A 16237-nucleotide genomic window follows, 5' to 3' on the forward strand; every position below is an offset into this window, starting at 1 on the left:
TGTCTACTGAATGAGTAGATGGCGTACTAGGTGAGAGGTCGGGCCGTGGAAGACCGAGACCGGCAGTTCGTACCTGTTCACGTGCCGCAGGAGTACGTCGTGAAGGTGTACGCGTTCATCGCCGAACTGGACGGGAGCACAGACCCCGGAGCGGAGAGCCCCCTGCCCGGAGGTACGAAGGGCACCGATCCGGACGCGGAGCGGCCGTATGCCGAGTGGGGGGTGGCAGACCTCCGTTCCCTGGCCGCCACCACGTTGCCGTCGATCGGCCGGGTCACGGCGGTCCTCGATGTGTTGGCCGGGCACCCCGGTAGGAGATTCAGCACGACGGACCTCGTCGATCGGCTCGGCATTGAGCGTGAGCAGCTGCGCGGATCGCTAGCCGCTCTCACGCGGCACATCCACGCGCACTACGGCCGCGGGAACTGGCCCATGACCTTCACCTGGGGCGGAGAGGTGAACGGCAAGCAGACAGCGGAGGCGTTCTACTCGGTGGATGAGACCTCCGCGGGACGCTGGCTCGAGGCACGTACCGCCCGCTGATCAGGAGCACATGCGAGGGGTGGTCGTCCATACTCGGCGGTCGGCCTGAAGCACCTGGTGCGATCGACCTCGTTTCCGACTCATCGAGTCCGGTGACGCCGGGCTCGTCGCCGTATTCTGATCCACACACCGGAAGGAGCCGTCCATGACCGTCGACGCGATCGTGCACACCGAGTTCCCCGAGGGGTACACGGTCCTGTTCGGGGCCGACGGAAAGGTGATCATGACCCCGCAGAGCGAAGAGCACTCCAGCACCATCAAGTCGATGCAGATCGACTCGGCTCTCGCTCTCGGCCGCCACGCGAAGGTCACCTCGGACGTCTACATCGACTTTCCCGCCGACGAGAACTCGGCTCCCGACCTGGCGATCCTTCGGGAGGACGCTCGTCGGGAAGGCAAACGCTACAGCTTCGAAGACGTCCTGCTGATCTCGGAAGTGGTCTCGATGTCCTCGGCACGCAAGGACTACGACGACTGCACGGCCAAGTACGGCCGCTACGGGATTCCGGTCTACCTGGTGGTCGACCCGTACGCCCAGGAAGTCGTCCTCCACACTCAGCCGACCGGCACCGGTTACATCGCTGCGCATACCCACAAGTACGGCACCGGCAAGCTCGCCATCCCCCTCGCGGACGGTCGCACCTTCACCCTGGACCTCGACGAACTCCCGCGCCCCGAGGCGGACGCCCGCTGACGAAGTGCCCGCCTCAGGACCGGTTCACGGAAAGCAGCCCGGCAGCGAAGCCCGATCACGTGAGGACATGTACACAGTCGTCGTGACGAAGGCCGCCCGGCGCGCGTCAGCGCGGTCGACCTCCGCCTTGTAAGGGCGGCGCTCAGCCGTTGCATGCCTTGCGGAGGCGGGATGCGGCTTCGGCGAGGACGTCCTGCTTCTTGCAGAAGGCGAAGCGGACCTGGGTGCGGCCGGCGTCGGGGTCGTCGTAGAAGACGGAGTTGGGGACGGCGACCACTCCGCAGCGTTCGGGCAGGGAGCGGCAGAAGGTGAGGGCGTCCTTGTCGCCGAGAGCTGCGATGTCCGTTGTGATGAAGTACGTGCCCTGGGGGCGGTAGACCTCGAAGCCGGCGGTGGTGAGGCCGTCGGCCAGCAGGTCGCGCTTGGCCCGGAGGTCGTCGCGGAGGCTGGTGTAGTAGGCGTCGGGGAGGGCGAGGGCCTCGGCGACGGCGTACTGGAACGGGCCCGAGGCCACGTACGTGAGGAACTGCTTGGCCGTGCGTACCGCCGCGACCAGTTCGCGCGACCCCGTCACCCAGGCCACTCCGCTTTCATACACTCATTCGCATGCCGTACAACAGGCCCACCAAGGGCGCCCCCAGCACGACGGTCGCCGGTGAGCCGGCGGCGATCTACTGCCGCATATCCCAGGCGGACGACGACGATCAGACGGGCGTCGACCGTCAGGAGCGGATCTGCCGGGAGATCGCCGAGCGTCGCGGGTTCGTCATCAATCCGGCCCACGTCTTCGTGGACAACAGCCGATCGGCGTGGAGCCGAAAGCGGAAGCGTCCGGGGTGGGACCGCCTGCTGGACGACGCCCGGGAGCGTGGCTTCCGGCACATCATCGCCTACCACCCCGACCGGCTCATGCGGCAGCCCCGAGACCTGGAAGAGCTGCTCCAGGTGTCGGACGACCACGCGATCACCCTCCACGGCGAGGCTAACCGGCGGGACCTGTCCGACCCGGACGACCGCTTCATCCTCCGCATCGAGGTCGCGCACGCCTGCCGCTCCTCCGACGACACCTCGCGGCGGTTGAAGTCCGCGATGCAGGACCGCGCCCGGGAGGGCAAGCCGCAGGGCGGCATGCGGCGGTTCGGTTACAGCAAGGACGGCATGGCCATCGTCGAGGACGAGGCGGAGATCGTCCGCGAGGTGTTCGACCGCTACCTCAAGGGCGAAGGCGCGGCCCCGATGGCGAAGGACCTCCACCGGCGAGGCATCCGGACGGCCGGCGGCAAGGCGTGGAGCGCCGGAACGGTGCGCGGCCTACTCGACTCACGGCATGTCGCTGGCATCCGCATGCACCAGGGCGAGGAGGTCGGCCCCGGCACCTGGCCCGCGATCATCGACACGGGAGTGTGGGCTGAGGTGAGGGCCCGGCGCGCGTTCCGATCGGCAGCCCACAGGGAAGCGCTCAGCAAGCCCCCGCAGCGGTACTACCTGCTGCGCGGTCTGGTGATGTGCGGGCGTTGCGGCACCCTGATGTCGGGTACGGCCAAGACGGCGGGACCCGCGTACCAGTGCAATCGGCGCGGGCGGAACGACGAGAAGAAGTGCTCCCGGGCGATCGTGGCCCCGACGCTGGAGGACTTCGTCACCGACGCCGCCGTCAAGCTCCTCGGCGAACTCCGGGTGGACGGTCGGCTTGTGAGGAGCAACCTCGCCGAGGACACGGCCGAGGAGGTGGAGGACGACCAGCGCCAGCTCGCCGAGCTGAACGACATGTGGACGGCGAAGGAGCTCTCCACGGCGGAGTACCGCAAGATGCGCAAGGAGATCACCGACCGCATCGCCAAGGCACAGCGCAAGGTGGTCATCCGACCGATGGTGCTGCTCGACGGCCTCACTGGTACGGGCGCTCGGGCAGCCTGGGAAGCCGACGAGATGACGGACGAGCGCCGCAACGCGGTGCTGCGGTTCCTGTTCTCGGGCGTTGTGATCGGCGAACCGAAGAAGCTCGGCCGATACATGGACTGGGGCCGGATCCGGATCGATCAGAACCCGCTATAGCGGTGACGAGGGGCATGGGTGCGGATAGCAGCAGTAACTACGACACTGTGTCGGTGGTTCCCTCTACCATGGGGCCATGGCGCAATGCACAGCACCCTCCCGAGGCCACCGCACCGCGAGTGGAGCCGCGAACTGCCCAGCGTGCAGCAACTGGGGAAGGTCGTACTCCCGGTCGTCATACCCGTCGGGCTCCTCGTACAGCAGCGGCGGCGGAGGCCGGTCTTCGTCGTACGGCTCGTCCGGAGGTGGGACCTCGCGTCGCACCAGGTCCGGCAGGACGGTGTCGTACACCCCGACCGAGTGGCAGGCGGTCGAGCCCTACGCCGAGAAGGCTGCGGTACAGGCCCAGAAGTACCCGGACAAGCGAGACCTCTTCCTGTGCCACGCCTGGAACGACCGTGAGGGCAGCGCGAAGGAGCTCTACGGCCACCTGAAGACCAGTGGCGCGACGGTGTGGTTCAGCGAGGAAGACATCCCGCTCGGTTCGCTGCAGATGCGCGAGATCGACAAAGGGCTTCGTAACTCCCGCATCGGCATCGTGCTGGTCACGCCATCCCTACTTGAGAGCATCAAGAACGAGGGCATCGCCGAAAAGGAACTCGCCGTCCTGCTCAACACCAATCGCGTCGTGCCCGTGACGCACGGGGTGACCTTCGACGAGCTCTACGACGTCAGCCCCATGCTCGCGTCCCATTCCGGGCTGAGCACAAAGGAATCGTCGCTCGACGCCGTCGCCGCCAAGATCGCTGCTGCTGCTGCTGCGCTTCCCGCTGCCTGACGCTCAGCTCAACCCGCACGAGCAGTCGATGCCGCTGCCGCGAGAGAAGAAAAGGTCGCAGCCGGCGCTGCACCGGCATCCGGTCGACTACGAACGCGCGTCGTGGTTGTGGTCCGCAGAGCCGTCGACCGAGAGAACCAACACGCCCGCCAAGGGCGGTAACAAGTACGGCAGTTCAACAGAGCACACTCAAAGGCTGCCCGTCATGCCGACCTCAGCACCCAGATGATCCCCGTCTACGAAAATCTTGCCAGGTCCGCAAATGTTTTCGTACGGACGAAAGTGCACCGTTTCTGGTGGGGTGACGAGGCGGGGGTCGCAAGACCGGCCGTCACGCATCGGCGAGGAGACCTGCTGAAACCACCTCACCGCAATATACGGATAGGCGAATCGAACCCGGTGGACGTTGAAGCAGGCCAGATGGCACGCTCCGCTGCGTGAACGTGCTTCGGACCCTGGCCGAGTTCGGCTCCACCGCAGCCATCGGCCCACTGCGCTGCGGCGCGAAACTCAACGACGTCGCGGCGGCGCTCGGGTCGCCGTGGGACATCGGCCGGGTGAGCAGGCTGCGGCGCTGGCCCCACCTGTTCTCATACGGAGACGCCGAGTTCTGCGTGTGCCGATGCCGCCGCGTCACGATGATCACCGTGCAGACCTGGCGAGACGCCATCGAACTTCCCGTCCCAGAGACGAAGTCACTCGCCACGTCCGCCGGACACCTCACCTACGCGCAGGTCACAGCGGAGCTCGATTCGATCGGCTGCCGCTTCGATCCAGTGACACTCCACCAGCCGTCGGGACAGCTGGCCCTACAGGTGGAGTCGACGGGGACCACCTTCACCTTCCGGACAGATGCCGGCTCCGACACCCTTCTGGACAGCGCCGGCCACTGGGTTTCCACCCATGAGTGCACGCCTCCGGAAGCCGACGCCCCAGACGACGGCTTCGGTGCGTGATCACAACGCAGTCGGCCTAAACCGCCAGGCAGCCGACTGCTGACTGGCGCACATGCGGCTGTACCTGCTGGAGCACTCAGAGGAGTACCCCGACAACGGCTGTCGCGGTCTCCCGTATGCGGTCATGCGTGATGCCGTTGCGCCGCGCGACGTCAAGGGAATGGCCCGTGGGCTCCAATCGATGACCACCCGCCGCCTGCTGTGTGGCGCAGGCACGCCCCAGGCTGGACTGTCGGTGGCCACTGCGAGGATCCCCGGAACGCTACGCGAGGAGATCACGTGGGCACCTGGGACATAGGCCCCTTCGACAACGACACCGCCGCCGACTTCGCCGGCGACCTGGACGAGGCAGCCCTGGAAGAGCGAGAGCCCATGATCCGCAGAGTCCTCAAACGCGCCGCCGATGCCACGGATTTTCTGGAAACCCCTGACGCCGAGCGAGCCGTTGCCGCAGCAGCCTTGGTCGTCGCGCAGCACCCTGACGGCCAGCCCGCGTGTTCGAACTACGGTCCGTCGGAGCCGCTGCCGGAGTTCCCGGTAGACCTCCGGGCGATCGCTGTCGAAGCCCTGGACCAGGTGGTGGCTGAGTCGTCGGAAATCGCAGGGCTGTGGGACGACGTTGCGGATGGGCGGAAATGGCGCCAGGACATCACCCGCCTCCGTGATGTCCTTGACCCTCCGGTCCCGCCGCAAGAAGAGGCACTCTTCGGGATCTGACCGGTGAAGCACAGCCACGGATCACGGAAGGTGAGCCACGATCGACTCGCGCTCTGGCTCGGGTTTTGAGAAGCGTGCACGCTGAGTAATCCATTGGGGATGGTGATCCTCCCTGACTACTCTCCGAGCCATGAGCGGACCCGTGTTGGTGATCGAATTGGCTGAGGCTCCCTCGCGCGCGGCAATCCTGCGAGTCCACGAGTTCCTGGTCCGCTCGTCGGTGCGTTGCGAGGAGACGCGGCTCGGCGAGTACGACGTGCACATCCGCGCGGAGAGCCTCGGTGTCACGGACACCTGGGGCGAAGACGGACGTCGCCCCTTGCTGGTCTCCCTCATGGGCCCCGGGATCGGCGACGAGGCTGTCTTCGAGGCCGAGCATGCCGACGAGGTCGACCAGGAACCCCTTATCGGCTTCGCACCGACCCACGCCGTCGACATCGGCGCGTTCTGCAACAGCCCAGTCGACCACGTCGTGACGGCTCTGCTGACCGCTGCAGTGATGGACTTGATCGGGGGCATCGCCAACGTCGAACTTCGGAAGGACCAGGTACCCATCGTGGTTGGCCCTCCGGGCATCGCCGCAACGCTGACCGATCCGTGGCTCGCCGCGTACGGCTCAGCCGACTTCCTCAGGACCTGGGTACGACAGCCGGGCTTCCGACTCCTGAAGTAGCCGGGAACGAGCGCTGCCTGGATCCCGGAAAGAGGCCGACCCCACGCAGGAACGGGATTGGGCCGACCGGATTCGAACCGGCGTCCTCCCACATGCTGTGAAGGCGCGACAACCACTGCGCTACGAGCCCCATCCCGCTCGCGATCATACGAACCACCTGCCCTCCGCCGCTTGGGAATTATTCGAGCGTGACGGTGGATCGCTTGCGGGCCAGTTCGCTGAAGCTGACCTGAGCCACCGAACGTGAACGAAGCCCGTCAGGGCTGGGCCGTCGGCTTCTATCACGGTTTCGCGGCCTCACCCAGTCCACGGTCGCGTGGCACTTTCAGCTCCGATGCGCGAGCCGGACCTGGGTTTCGCGTGCAACGGCGCTGTCCGATGGCAAGTCAGGGAGCGTGAGATCGATGGGAGAGACGGTGGAGTCATGGAGAGGGCAGTCCGAGGGTGCGGTGTTCCGGTCCGCTCTATAACCCGGAAAGTACCGTCAGGCAAAACGCGTTTTCTGCGGATCATTGTTGTCATCCGCCGCACGGAGTTCGCCAGACCTCCGGCCGACGGCCGCCCGGCCCAGTGGTGTTGGACCACCACCCGCCGGAGCGCATGACGACCGCCCGCCCGCTCAACGCCACGGCACACGGCCTGCCAGCCTCGTGCCGCTCCGAGGACACACCTATGCCCGAACCCCAGCCGCGGCCTGCCCCGATCCAGCCCACTGCTTCCGACTGCCGTCCGGTGACGGACGAGGCGCGGGAGGCCGCGCTGCAACGCGTCTGCGCCGGCTTCGTCACGACGATCAGTCCGCGCAGCGCCGCCCGGCTCGCTGACCTGCTCTCCAGCACCACGTACGTCCAGGCAGCCTGACCGAGGCCTGGATACGCGAGCGGCCCTTGGTGTTGGAGCACCAAGGGCCGAGAGGACTCCCGGACGACCGCCCAAACGATCTACCGGCGCCGCTGGCCTGCCAGCCGATGTGGCGCCCGAGTGAGGAGGCACTGTGTATCAGCCTACGTCCCGACCGCCGAGTGCCGCGCCCTCGCGGTCCCCTTGCCCCGAGCGGCCGACGCTCTCCGGACTTCCCGTCCACTCCCGCCGTGATCGCGCCGCTGATCACGCCCATCCACTGGCCCTTTCCGGCGCCTGCGTCTGGTGCAGGCGGGAACTGGGCCCGGCCGATCGCTACCGTCTGATGCGTGATCAATTGCTTTCGCGAACAGGGCGATTGGGCCTGCTTTGCGTGGTACGTTCTGTCACCGAAGAACTCAATAAGGTGACCCCGGCAGCGCTGGAACGCTCCGGGGTCCGGCACAAGGAGATTGCGCTCCTCATGCAGATTCATCGTAGCCGCCATGCGCGCGGCTTCACGGTCCTGCCCAACATGCTGCTGCAAGACCGGCGGCTGTCCTACACCGCCCGCGGCCTGCTGGCTGACCTTCTCTCCCGTCCCGACGGCTGGTCGGAGGACGGCAGGCGGATGGCCGACACCAGCCCGCAGGGCCGCCTGGCGGTTGCGAAGGCGCTGCGGGAGCTGACCGCCCTCGGCTACTACAGGGTCGACCGGGTCCGACGCGGCGACGGGACGTTCGTCAGCGAGGCCCACGTCTACGACACCCCGCACGCCGCTCCGGGTCTCACCCGTCCGGGATCCGGTGTGGCGGCAGCCGATGACCGTGGCACCAACCCCGTAAAGGACCGTGGGAAAGAACCCACCCTCCCCGTCCAGCGGTCGAACACCGCCTTGGCGGGCAAGGACCGCACGGGTATCGGGGAGGCTGGGGGGACGAAGCCTCCGGCAACCGCTCCTGCGTCGGACGGCCCCATCGGTGAGGCGGTCGCCACGCTGTTCCGGGTGCTCCGGCCCGAGCCTCGTCTGCGCCTCGGCGCGGTCGAGGCCCTGGCCCTGGCACCCCTGGTGAGCGAGTGGCTGGAGCGAGGCTACGGTCCCCGTGACCTGTCCGAAGCACTCCTCGGCGGGCTGCCCGCCCAGGTCCACAGCGCCGCGGCGATCCTCCGCGACCGCCTGACCCGCAAGCTCCCCCCAGCCCCTGAGCCGGTCGTCCCGGCCAAGCCGCGCTGGTCGGGGGAGTGCGCCACATGCGCCCGCCCGATCCCGCACGAGGGGATCTGCCGCGCCTGCGCGGGCCTGGCCGACAAGCCCGACGAGACCGCCACAGCCGCGAGCGTCGCCGCTCGCGGCAGGGCCAGGGTCCGCGCCGCCCTCCAGGCCGACGCCGGTCGGCTCCCGGCCAGAGCCTGACCCCCACCACGCCGCGTCGTACGCCCGCCTGAGGGCTGCGCCCCGCGTAAGCCGCCGCCCCCTCTCATCCGCGCTGACGCACCCACGTGCGCCCTTACCGCCGCGCGCTTCTCCGGCATGCCCGGAGCACCCCGCTTGTCAGCCCGTCCCTAACTGGAGTCTTCATGCCCGCCACCGCACGTCCGCGCCCCGCCCTGCAAGCCCCGCCCCACAGCGAGCCCACCTCCGGCCGTGGCCGGTCCTGGTGGGATCCGCTCGCGCTGATCCTGCTCGGCCTGGCCGGCGGAGCCCTCTCCTACGACTCCCTGCGGCAGATGGCCGTCGCCGTCCACATCCGCCCGCACCTGGCCTACCTCTTCCCGCTGGTCATCGATGGATTCATCGCCTACGGCGTCCGCGCCCTCCTCGTTCTGCACGACGCGCCCTGGCCCGCCCGCGCCTACGCCTGGACCCTCTTCGGCACCGCCACCGCCGCCAGCCTGTGGGCCAACGCCCTGCATGCCGTACGCCTCAACCAGCCCGGCGTCCGCACTCTCCTGCTCGGCGACCACACGGTCGCCGTCCTGTCGGCAATAGCTCCTCTGGCCCTGGCCGGAGCCACCCACATGCACATCCTCATCGGCCGCCACAGCCACACGACGGCCGCCGGAACTCCCACCATGATTCCGGCGGCCCCGGCCGCGATTCCGGCCGCACGGGGAACAGCGGCTCCGAGGGACGAGCCCGCAGTCGGGGCAGACACAGCGGCCGGAACCGAACCCCCAACAGCTTCGGACTCTGCGGGCATCACCGGCCAGGGCAACGCACCGGTTCCGGCAGACGCTGAAAGCGCTGGCCAGAAGGCGAAGGGCACTTCCGGCGAGCGCTCGCAGACGGGGCGCGGCGGACGCAGGGCCGAGGCATCGATCAAGCAGCTCGCCGACATCATCCGCCGTGCCCACCCGGATTCCGGCCAGGTCACCCGCGCTATGGCCCGCGAGGCCATCGAAGCCCAAGGAATCAGCGCAGGAAACGAGCGCATAGCCGAAGCCCTCAAGTCCCTCCAACCCGGCGACGAAGCCCGCGCCCACCCCAGTACCGAGTGAAGCGGCCGTGTGGGGTGGCCCCGCCCGGCCGCCCCACACGGTCCGCCATGCACCCGCCCAAGACGGCGCCATCCCGGACCCAGGCCGTATGCCCGCCAGCCAACTCGCCCAGCGGCCAGTCCTCTCTGCCACGAAGCACTCGATAGACGCCGGAGAATCCCATGCCCCGCCACCACGACGCCGACGATGACACAGGCGAGGAGAGCAACCCGCCCAGTACGTCGGCCTGCAACGGAGACGTCTACCCCCAGCCTCGCGGGGGAGCAAGGTATGGCGCTGGACCGTCCAATGGCCGGTCCCACGCACGCTCCTCCGCCCCGGGGGTGGCGGAGGATCTCCGGCGCCAGGGGGCACCGGAGGGGGAAGCCGCCGCCGAGCCCACCGATCCGCCGAGCCTGATGCGTGCCGCCGCCGAAGCCGCCATTCGCCGCGTCGCCCGCCGTCGCCGCCGCGACGGCACCCGGCGCATGTTCCGTGTCGACGTCCGCTACAGCCAAGCCGAGCACCACGCCATCAAGGCCAGGGCAAAGGCCATGGAGATCGCCGGCGCCCACCTGGTCGGCGCAGTCGTCATGGCCTTCATCGAAGGCACCCAGCCGCTGCCTGGTCGCCGCACCGAAACCGATGACCTCATCGACGAACTCGTCGCTCTGCGCGCTCAGGTCGCCAAGATCGGCGGCAACGTCAACCAGATCGCCCACCGTCTCAACTCCGGCGGCCAGCCGCATCCGGCCGACACCGCGCTCCTGGCCCAGGCCGAACACACCGTGCACAGCGTTCGCAAGGCCGTCGCCGCTATCGAAACGGCCGCGCACCAAGCGGCCGGCCGGAAGGCGGCCTGATTGATCGCGAAGATCACCCGAGGCAAGGCCATCCGCCGCCTGCTCGGCTACCTCTACGACACGGTGAAGGCCAAGGACCACACCGACCCGCACATGGTCGCCTCCTGGGACGGCTTCGCACCCGACCCCGGCCGCGACCAGGACCCAAAAGCGGCCATGAAGCAGCTCACGGGTTCCCTCGAACTACGCCTGAACCAAGCCCGTGGCAAAGGCCAGCAGGTGCCGGACAAGCCGGTATGGCAGTGCTCGGTCCGCGCCGCCCCCGAAGACCCCGTGCTCACCGACGAGCAATGGGCCGACATCGCCCGCCGCATCGTCCACACCACCGGCATCGCACCCGACGGCGACCCGGACGGCTGCCGCTGGGTCGCCGTCCGCCACGCCGACGACCACATCCACATCGCCGCCACCACCATCCGCGGCGACCTGCGAACCGCCCGCCATTGGAACGACTATCTCCGCGCCGACAAGGAACTCGAAGCCGTTGAGAGCGACTACAACCTGCGCATCGTCGTACGGGGAGACCGCACTGCCGCTAAACGCCCCACACGTGCCGAAACCGAAAAGGCCCACCGCACCGGCCACCGGAGCACCCCGCGCGAGCAACTCCGCGCCACCATCCGCACTGTCGTGGCCGTGGCCACCAGCCCCGAGGAGTTCTTCCACCTCCTGGCCGGCAGCGGCATGAAGGTGGAAGTTCTCCGCTTCCCTTCCGGCGACATCCGCGGCTACAAAGTCGCGCTCGACGGCGACACCAACGCCGCAGGCCAGCCCATCTGGTTTTCCGGCTCCACCCTCGCCCCCGACCTGTCCTACCCCCAGATCCGCGCCCGCCTCACCGCCGCCGAACCGGTCACGGCAGCCGGTGCCCGTCGGCCCAACCCGTGGCACCAGGCCACCGCCGCCACCGAACGCATCCCCTACCACCTCGCCGGCACCGAGGACGCAGTCTCTCAGGCCCACATCGCCGCTTTCGCCGAAGCTCTCGACGCGCTGCCCCTCCAGGCCCCCGCCGACCTGCGGCTCCAGCTCCGCCGGGCCGCCATCGACTTCGAGCGCGCCAGCCGCTCCCGCATCCAAGCCGACCACCACCACGCCCGAGCCCTCCGAGGCGCCATCCACGCCATCGCTCGCCAACCGGTAAGCGGTGGCGGCGCGGGCATCGCCATGTTCCTCGACGCCGCCATCCTGGCCGCCATGGCAATTCAGCGCTGGCACGCCGCCCGCCACCACAACCAGCAAGTCGAAGCCACCCGCCGCACCCTCGCCGACCTCCAAGCCGCCTACGACCAAGCCGCCGCCGCCCCCCTGGCCGCGCTAAACCAGCGCCGCCCACCCCGACCGGCTACTGAACGGCACGCCCAACGCATACGCCAGACGATCCCCACCCACGCCGAGCAGATCCTCAACGACCCGACCTGGCCCGCCCTCGCCACCACCCTCATCGACGCCGAAACGGCCGGCCACGACCCCACCCACCTTCTTCACCTGGCAGCCGACCAACGAGCCCTCGACGACGCCCGCTCCCCGGCCCAAGTCCTCACCTGGCGCCTCCAGCGCCTCGCCCAACGTCCAGCGCCGAGCCTTCTGGCCCGAGCGGCGATGGCCCGAAGCGACGCCCTTGCGCGTCGGAGTCAGCCCGTGGCGACCGCGGATCCATCTCAGGCGTATCCTCCGCCGTCGCATTCCCGTCGCCGTTGATGGGCGCTGCCTCCCACCGTTTGCGTTCCAACACCACGACCGGGCAGTTCAGCGCGTCGGCGATCCTGGCCAGGTTGGACGGCGTTGCGCTGCGCCACCCGGACTCGATCTCCCCCAGGAGCTGCTCGGAGATACCTACCGTCCGGGCAAGCGCCCGCTTCGTCAGGCCCGTCTTTTCCCGCGCCCACGTCACTGCCTGCGGCTCATGGTGGAGGCTCCGTGGCCGTTGCCGTCTTCGGCCGGGCTTGCCCGACTCGGCTGAAGCAGGCAGCTTGTCGGCGTGGCCGGCCGAGACTTCGGCACGATCGCGCGAGGCAGTCACCGGCTCCTGTCCGGCCTGCCGCTCCAGCGCGTCCGCCTTCGCTCGCAAAGTCGCTGCCAACGCCTCCACGTCCCTTGGGTCCTGCCCGGGCGCCCAACGGCTTATGTCGCGGATTGCAGCACGCAACTGTTCCAGAGGGAAGGCAGCTTCGGTCATGGCAGCTCGCTCTCGCCAGTCTCGCCATCACCCTTCGATCGGCGCGTGCCCCTGCTCAGCTGCGCGTGGCCCGGTCCGCCAGGAAAAGGGCCAGAGGGCCGGCAGGGAGCAGGAACCGACCGTGCGTTGCCGCATGGAGGGCGTCGGGCATCGGCCACCAGGTGAGTTTGAAGTCCTGTTCGGTGGGCGTGAGCTGTTGCGGTCCGCAGGTAAGGTCGGGGGCTTCGTAGAGGTGGACGCGGGCGGGTGAGGAGACGGTGAGGGCGTACGAGCCGAGTGGTCGCCAAGTTGTGGCGGTGATGCCGGACTCCTCGCGCAACTCGCGCCGTGCGCATTCCTCGGGCGTCTCGCCGGCTTCCCTCCGGCCACCGGGGAGGAAGAGGTAGTCGCCCCGGTGGGCGGCGAAGTGGGCGCTGAGGAGAGCTACGAGGCCGTCGTGGTCCCGGGCTACGACGACGGACGCGTCGCGGACGGCTTGGGCATCGCTCATACCGGCCGAGGCTAGCGGCCATCAGCGGACCATCGCGGCGAACGGCACGTTCATGACCACCGGGTGGGCGATGCCGCGGCCGTGGTAGCCGTCTTCGCCGTAGGCGTCGCCGTGGTCGGCGCACAGGATGATCAGCCAGCGCTTCTTCGCGGTGAGGGTGGTGATCAGGCGGGCGAGGTGGGCGTCGGCGTAGGCGAGGGCGGCCTGCTGGGAGGCGGCGGTGTCGCGGCTGTCGCCGAGGTAGTGGCCGTGGGGGACGTGGGTGGCTGAGACGTTGACGAACAGGTACGCGGGGCGGCCGTCGTGGTGTTCGGCGATCTCAAGGGCGTGGTCGACCTGGTGGCGGGTGGAGTCGGGTTCGGGTGAGCAGAACTCTGGGCGCCAGTGGTCCTCGTCGAAGAGGTCGGGGAGGACCGAGCCGAGCGGGGTCTCGCGGGAGAAGTAGGTGACGCCGCCGACGCAGATGCTGCGGTAGCCGTACTGGGCAAGACCGGCCAGGAGGTTGGGGGCGTCGAAGACGAAGGTCTGCGGCGGGACGGTCTTGAACGCGGGCGGCCGGCACTCCCACAGCCGCGGCGGCTGCTCGGGCTGGGGCAGCTTGGGCAGGAAGCCGGAGAAGAAGGCGATGTGGGCGGGAAGGGTGAAGGTGCCGGGGGTCTGGCGGCGTTCCCAGCCGCCGTCGGGAAGGAGAGAGGCGAGGTGTGGGGTCAGGCCGTTGTCGTAGGCGGTGCGGGCGGTGTCGTAGCGCAGGGAGTCCAGCGTGACGAACAGGATGCTGGTCCGGCTGCGGATGATCTCGGCTGCGTCGATCACGCGGGCGCCTCCGCAGCGGTCGGGGCGAGGTGCTCGATGGTGCCGCGGGCGCTGTCGCTGACGGGGATCGGTACGCGGTCCTCGGCGATCATCCGGCGGATGGCGGCGAGTCCGGTGTCTTCCTGGAGCATCAGGTCGTCGGCGTCGTAGAGACGGATCCGGACCAGGTGCGTACCGTCCGGGCCATCGGTTGCGGCCAGGTAAGCGCTGGCGAGCGGCCGTCGGCTTCGGACGTAGGCGAGGAAGACGTCCTCAGCAATGCCGTCGATGGCGGTGACGCGGCAGGCGTGGTGGTGGGCGTTGACGGCCCCGCGGCACAGGCGGCGGAAGAACTCGGCCGTGACCGGCCCGCCGTCGCTGCCGACGGCCAGTCGCGGGGCCGAGGTGAGGGCGACGAAGCCGGCGCCGAGCCACCAGGCGACGCCCTCGTGGATCTCGCCGGGGAAGCGGCCGACCGCACCGCCGTCCCTGATCACGGCGTCGGTGTCGACGGGGTTAAGCACCCTGGGCCTCCAGGTCGGCGGTGTGATCCAGTCGGCCAGGTCGTCCGGGGACTTGCCGTCAGTGTCGAGAGCGACGGCTGTGGAGTCGGCGGCTTGGACGGTCCGGAAGTTGGCCAGCAAGCGTGCGAGTCGGCCGGGGATGGCGAACAGGTCGAGGTCGTCCTGCTTGGCGTCGCGCTTGACCGCGAGGCGTTCCCGCAGGGCCGCTTCGGAGCAGCTCAGGTAGAAGGTGCGGGTCGGCGTCTCCAGGTAAGGCCGGAAGGGTTCGAGGAGGTGGGCGACCTCCTCGACGGCGACCTCGTGAACGGCGGCGTGGCAGGCCACCACCGAGGAGGCGTAACGGTCGGCGACGACAGGGCCGACCGCCCTCGCGAGCCGGATCGAGTCGGCGGCGTGCAGCAGCCCGGACAGGTAGAAGGCGAACTGCGGCAGCGCGCGCAAGCGTTCGTTGATCAGTGCCGACCATCCGGCGTGGGGCGTCGGGAGGGTGTGCAGCGATGTCGCGCCCAGCCGATCGGCCAAGGCCCATGCAAGCGTGGACTTTCCTATGCCGGAAACGCCTTCGAGGACGATGAACGGGTGCTGCGGCCCGTCGAGATACAGCGGCCGGTACGGAGGAGGCAGGCTCACAGCGTCCCCTCCGTGAAAGCCGCGACGTGCCCGGCGACCGTCTGGGCGAGCCGGGCGGGGTCGGCGATCAGGTCGTTCACGTCGGCACGGAGGTCGTCGCGAAGCAGGCAAGGCTGTATGCCGCCGCCGTGGTCGACCCGCAGCGCCCAGAAGCCCTCGACGCAGCGGGACCGGACGGGGCAGGTGCCGCACTGGCCGACGTGGTGGCGGCCGAGGTCGCGGTGGATGACGTCGATCTCGATGCCCTCGATACGGAAGACCCTGCGGCCCTGACCGACCCCGGCGACCTCGATGTGCTCGTCGCTGGTGAGGGTGCGCAGGTACGCGATGATCTCGTCGGCCGGTACTGCAGAGGCAGCCCGGCCTTCGTTGAAGTCGGTGCCGACCAGCTCGATGAACTGCACGGGAAGCCGCCGCTCCAAGGCGAAGTCGAGAATCAGCCGGACCTCGTGGGCGTTCTCCCTCTGCAACAGGGTGTTCAGCTCGACCCGCTCGAAGGTCTCGCGGGCGACCTCGATGCCGTCCAGCACCGTGCCGATCCCGATACGCGTCCCGGCGATGGCCCGCAGCGAAGCATCGGAGAAGTAGTGCAGGGACACCTTCACCTTGTCCAGGTGTGTCCTGGCCAGCCACGAGCGGTGGGTACGGAGCCTGGTGCCGTTCGTGATCAGCGTGTAGGAGGCGTCCGGTCCGGGCTCGGCCAGGTCTTCCAGGACCGGTCGGGCAATCGGCGAGGTCAGCGGCTCGCCGCCGGTGAAGTACACGCGCTTCAGACCGGCGTTCATCAGGGAGCCGATGACAGCGAGGTACTCGTCGGCGTCGAGCTGCCGAGGCCGCGGCTGGTGGGAACGGTCCTGCCGGGTCAGCGGCGGCGGCACGTCGCCCTCGTTATGGCAGAACCAGCACGCGATGTTGCAGCGCGGGGTGAAGGAGACGCGGAGCTGGCCGCGCAGGGTGGCGAAGTTGTGCAGCGCGGTCCAGTCGACACCGGACGCCGGTAAGGAGACGGGGGGAGCGGCCATTGG

At 69.0% G+C, this 16237-nt stretch carries 16 protein-coding genes and 2 pseudogenes; 12 read left to right on the forward strand and 6 right to left on the reverse strand.

The window, feature by feature from the left end; all coding sequences use genetic code 11:
- The first annotated feature begins 45 nt into the window (after nt 1-45).
- Together ACGFMP_RS04560 and ACGFMP_RS04565 are read left to right on the forward strand one after the other, a co-directional pair.
- Nucleotides 46-543, forward strand: coding sequence for a DUF6416 domain-containing protein (locus ACGFMP_RS04560; RefSeq protein ID WP_393670198.1), 498 nt, complete (start codon nt 46-48; stop codon nt 541-543).
- A gap of 145 nt (nt 544-688) precedes the next feature.
- Entirely contained in the window at nt 689-1237 is a 549-nt protein-coding gene (locus ACGFMP_RS04565; protein WP_393670199.1) for a Uma2 family endonuclease, read from the forward strand.
- Between the two features lie 142 nt (nt 1238-1379).
- On the opposite strand, the pseudogene ACGFMP_RS04570 reads toward ACGFMP_RS04565, so the two are convergent.
- A pseudogene (locus tag ACGFMP_RS04570) lies at nt 1380-1820 on the reverse strand (aminotransferase class I/II-fold pyridoxal phosphate-dependent enzyme); the annotation flags it as partial.
- A gap of 23 nt (nt 1821-1843) precedes the next feature.
- Between ACGFMP_RS04570 and ACGFMP_RS04575 the strand changes: the two are divergent.
- The 10 genes from ACGFMP_RS04575 (at nt 1844) to ACGFMP_RS04620 (ending at nt 12298) form a co-directional block, all read left to right on the forward strand.
- The gene (locus ACGFMP_RS04575; protein ID WP_393670200.1) at nt 1844-3292 is read left to right on the forward strand and encodes a recombinase family protein; all 1449 of its coding nucleotides are present in this window, start codon (nt 1844-1846) and stop codon (nt 3290-3292) included.
- Nucleotides 3293-3572: 280 nt separating this feature from the next.
- The gene (locus tag ACGFMP_RS04580; protein WP_393670201.1) at nt 3573-4070 is read left to right on the forward strand and encodes a toll/interleukin-1 receptor domain-containing protein; all 498 of its coding nucleotides are present in this window, start codon (nt 3573-3575) and stop codon (nt 4068-4070) included.
- A gap of 437 nt (nt 4071-4507) precedes the next feature.
- Nucleotides 4508-5026 carry a hypothetical protein gene (locus ACGFMP_RS04585; RefSeq protein WP_393670202.1) on the forward strand — a complete coding sequence of 173 codons (519 nt, stop codon included), beginning with the start codon at nt 4508-4510 and terminating at the stop codon, nt 5024-5026.
- Nucleotides 5027-5305: 279 nt separating this feature from the next.
- Nucleotides 5306-5743, forward strand: coding sequence for a DUF4259 domain-containing protein (locus ACGFMP_RS04590; RefSeq protein WP_393670203.1), 438 nt, complete (start codon nt 5306-5308; stop codon nt 5741-5743).
- Between the two features lie 130 nt (nt 5744-5873).
- The gene (locus ACGFMP_RS04595) at nt 5874-6416 is read left to right on the forward strand and encodes a DUF6368 family protein (RefSeq protein WP_393670204.1); all 543 of its coding nucleotides are present in this window, start codon (nt 5874-5876) and stop codon (nt 6414-6416) included.
- 672 nt (nt 6417-7088) lie between these two features.
- Complete coding sequence (locus tag ACGFMP_RS04600; RefSeq protein ID WP_393670205.1) at nt 7089-7277, forward strand: hypothetical protein; 189 nt, start codon at nt 7089-7091, stop codon at nt 7275-7277.
- A gap of 463 nt (nt 7278-7740) precedes the next feature.
- On the forward strand, nt 7741-8670 hold the full coding sequence (locus ACGFMP_RS04605; RefSeq protein WP_393670206.1) for a hypothetical protein: 930 nt from the start codon (nt 7741-7743) through the stop codon (nt 8668-8670).
- A 164-nt stretch (nt 8671-8834) separates the two neighbouring features.
- Nucleotides 8835-9755, forward strand: coding sequence for a DUF2637 domain-containing protein (locus ACGFMP_RS04610; protein WP_393670207.1), 921 nt, complete (start codon nt 8835-8837; stop codon nt 9753-9755).
- A gap of 323 nt (nt 9756-10078) precedes the next feature.
- Complete coding sequence (mobC, locus tag ACGFMP_RS04615; protein WP_393670208.1) at nt 10079-10597, forward strand: plasmid mobilization relaxosome protein MobC; 519 nt, start codon at nt 10079-10081, stop codon at nt 10595-10597.
- Complete coding sequence (locus ACGFMP_RS04620) at nt 10598-12298, forward strand: relaxase/mobilization nuclease domain-containing protein (protein WP_393670209.1); 1701 nt, start codon at nt 10598-10600, stop codon at nt 12296-12298.
- Between the two features lie 40 nt (nt 12299-12338).
- On the opposite strand, the pseudogene ACGFMP_RS04625 reads toward ACGFMP_RS04620, so the two are convergent.
- The 5 genes and pseudogenes from ACGFMP_RS04625 to ACGFMP_RS04645 form a co-directional block, all read right to left on the reverse strand.
- A pseudogene (locus tag ACGFMP_RS04625) lies at nt 12339-12776 on the reverse strand (helix-turn-helix domain-containing protein); the annotation flags it as partial.
- Nucleotides 12777-12831: 55 nt separating this feature from the next.
- Nucleotides 12832-13266 carry an NUDIX hydrolase gene (locus ACGFMP_RS04630; protein WP_393670210.1) on the reverse strand — a complete coding sequence of 145 codons (435 nt, stop codon included), beginning with the start codon at nt 13264-13266 and terminating at the stop codon, nt 12832-12834.
- Nucleotides 13267-13287: 21 nt separating this feature from the next.
- A complete protein-coding gene (locus ACGFMP_RS04635; protein ID WP_393670211.1) occupies nt 13288-14079 on the reverse strand; it encodes an STM4013/SEN3800 family hydrolase in 792 nt (263 codons plus the stop codon).
- Entirely contained in the window at nt 14076-15212 is a 1137-nt protein-coding gene (locus ACGFMP_RS04640) for a hypothetical protein (protein WP_393670212.1), read from the reverse strand. The genes ACGFMP_RS04635 and ACGFMP_RS04640 overlap by 4 nt, the downstream gene beginning before the upstream one ends.
- Nucleotides 15209-16234 carry a radical SAM protein gene (locus ACGFMP_RS04645; RefSeq protein WP_393670213.1) on the reverse strand — a complete coding sequence of 342 codons (1026 nt, stop codon included), beginning with the start codon at nt 16232-16234 and terminating at the stop codon, nt 15209-15211. The genes ACGFMP_RS04640 and ACGFMP_RS04645 overlap by 4 nt, the downstream gene beginning before the upstream one ends.
- Between the last annotated feature and the right edge of the window lie 3 nt (nt 16235-16237).

Source organism: Streptomyces sp. NPDC049040 (assembly GCF_043197715.1).
Classification (GTDB): domain Bacteria; phylum Actinomycetota; class Actinomycetes; order Streptomycetales; family Streptomycetaceae; genus Actinacidiphila.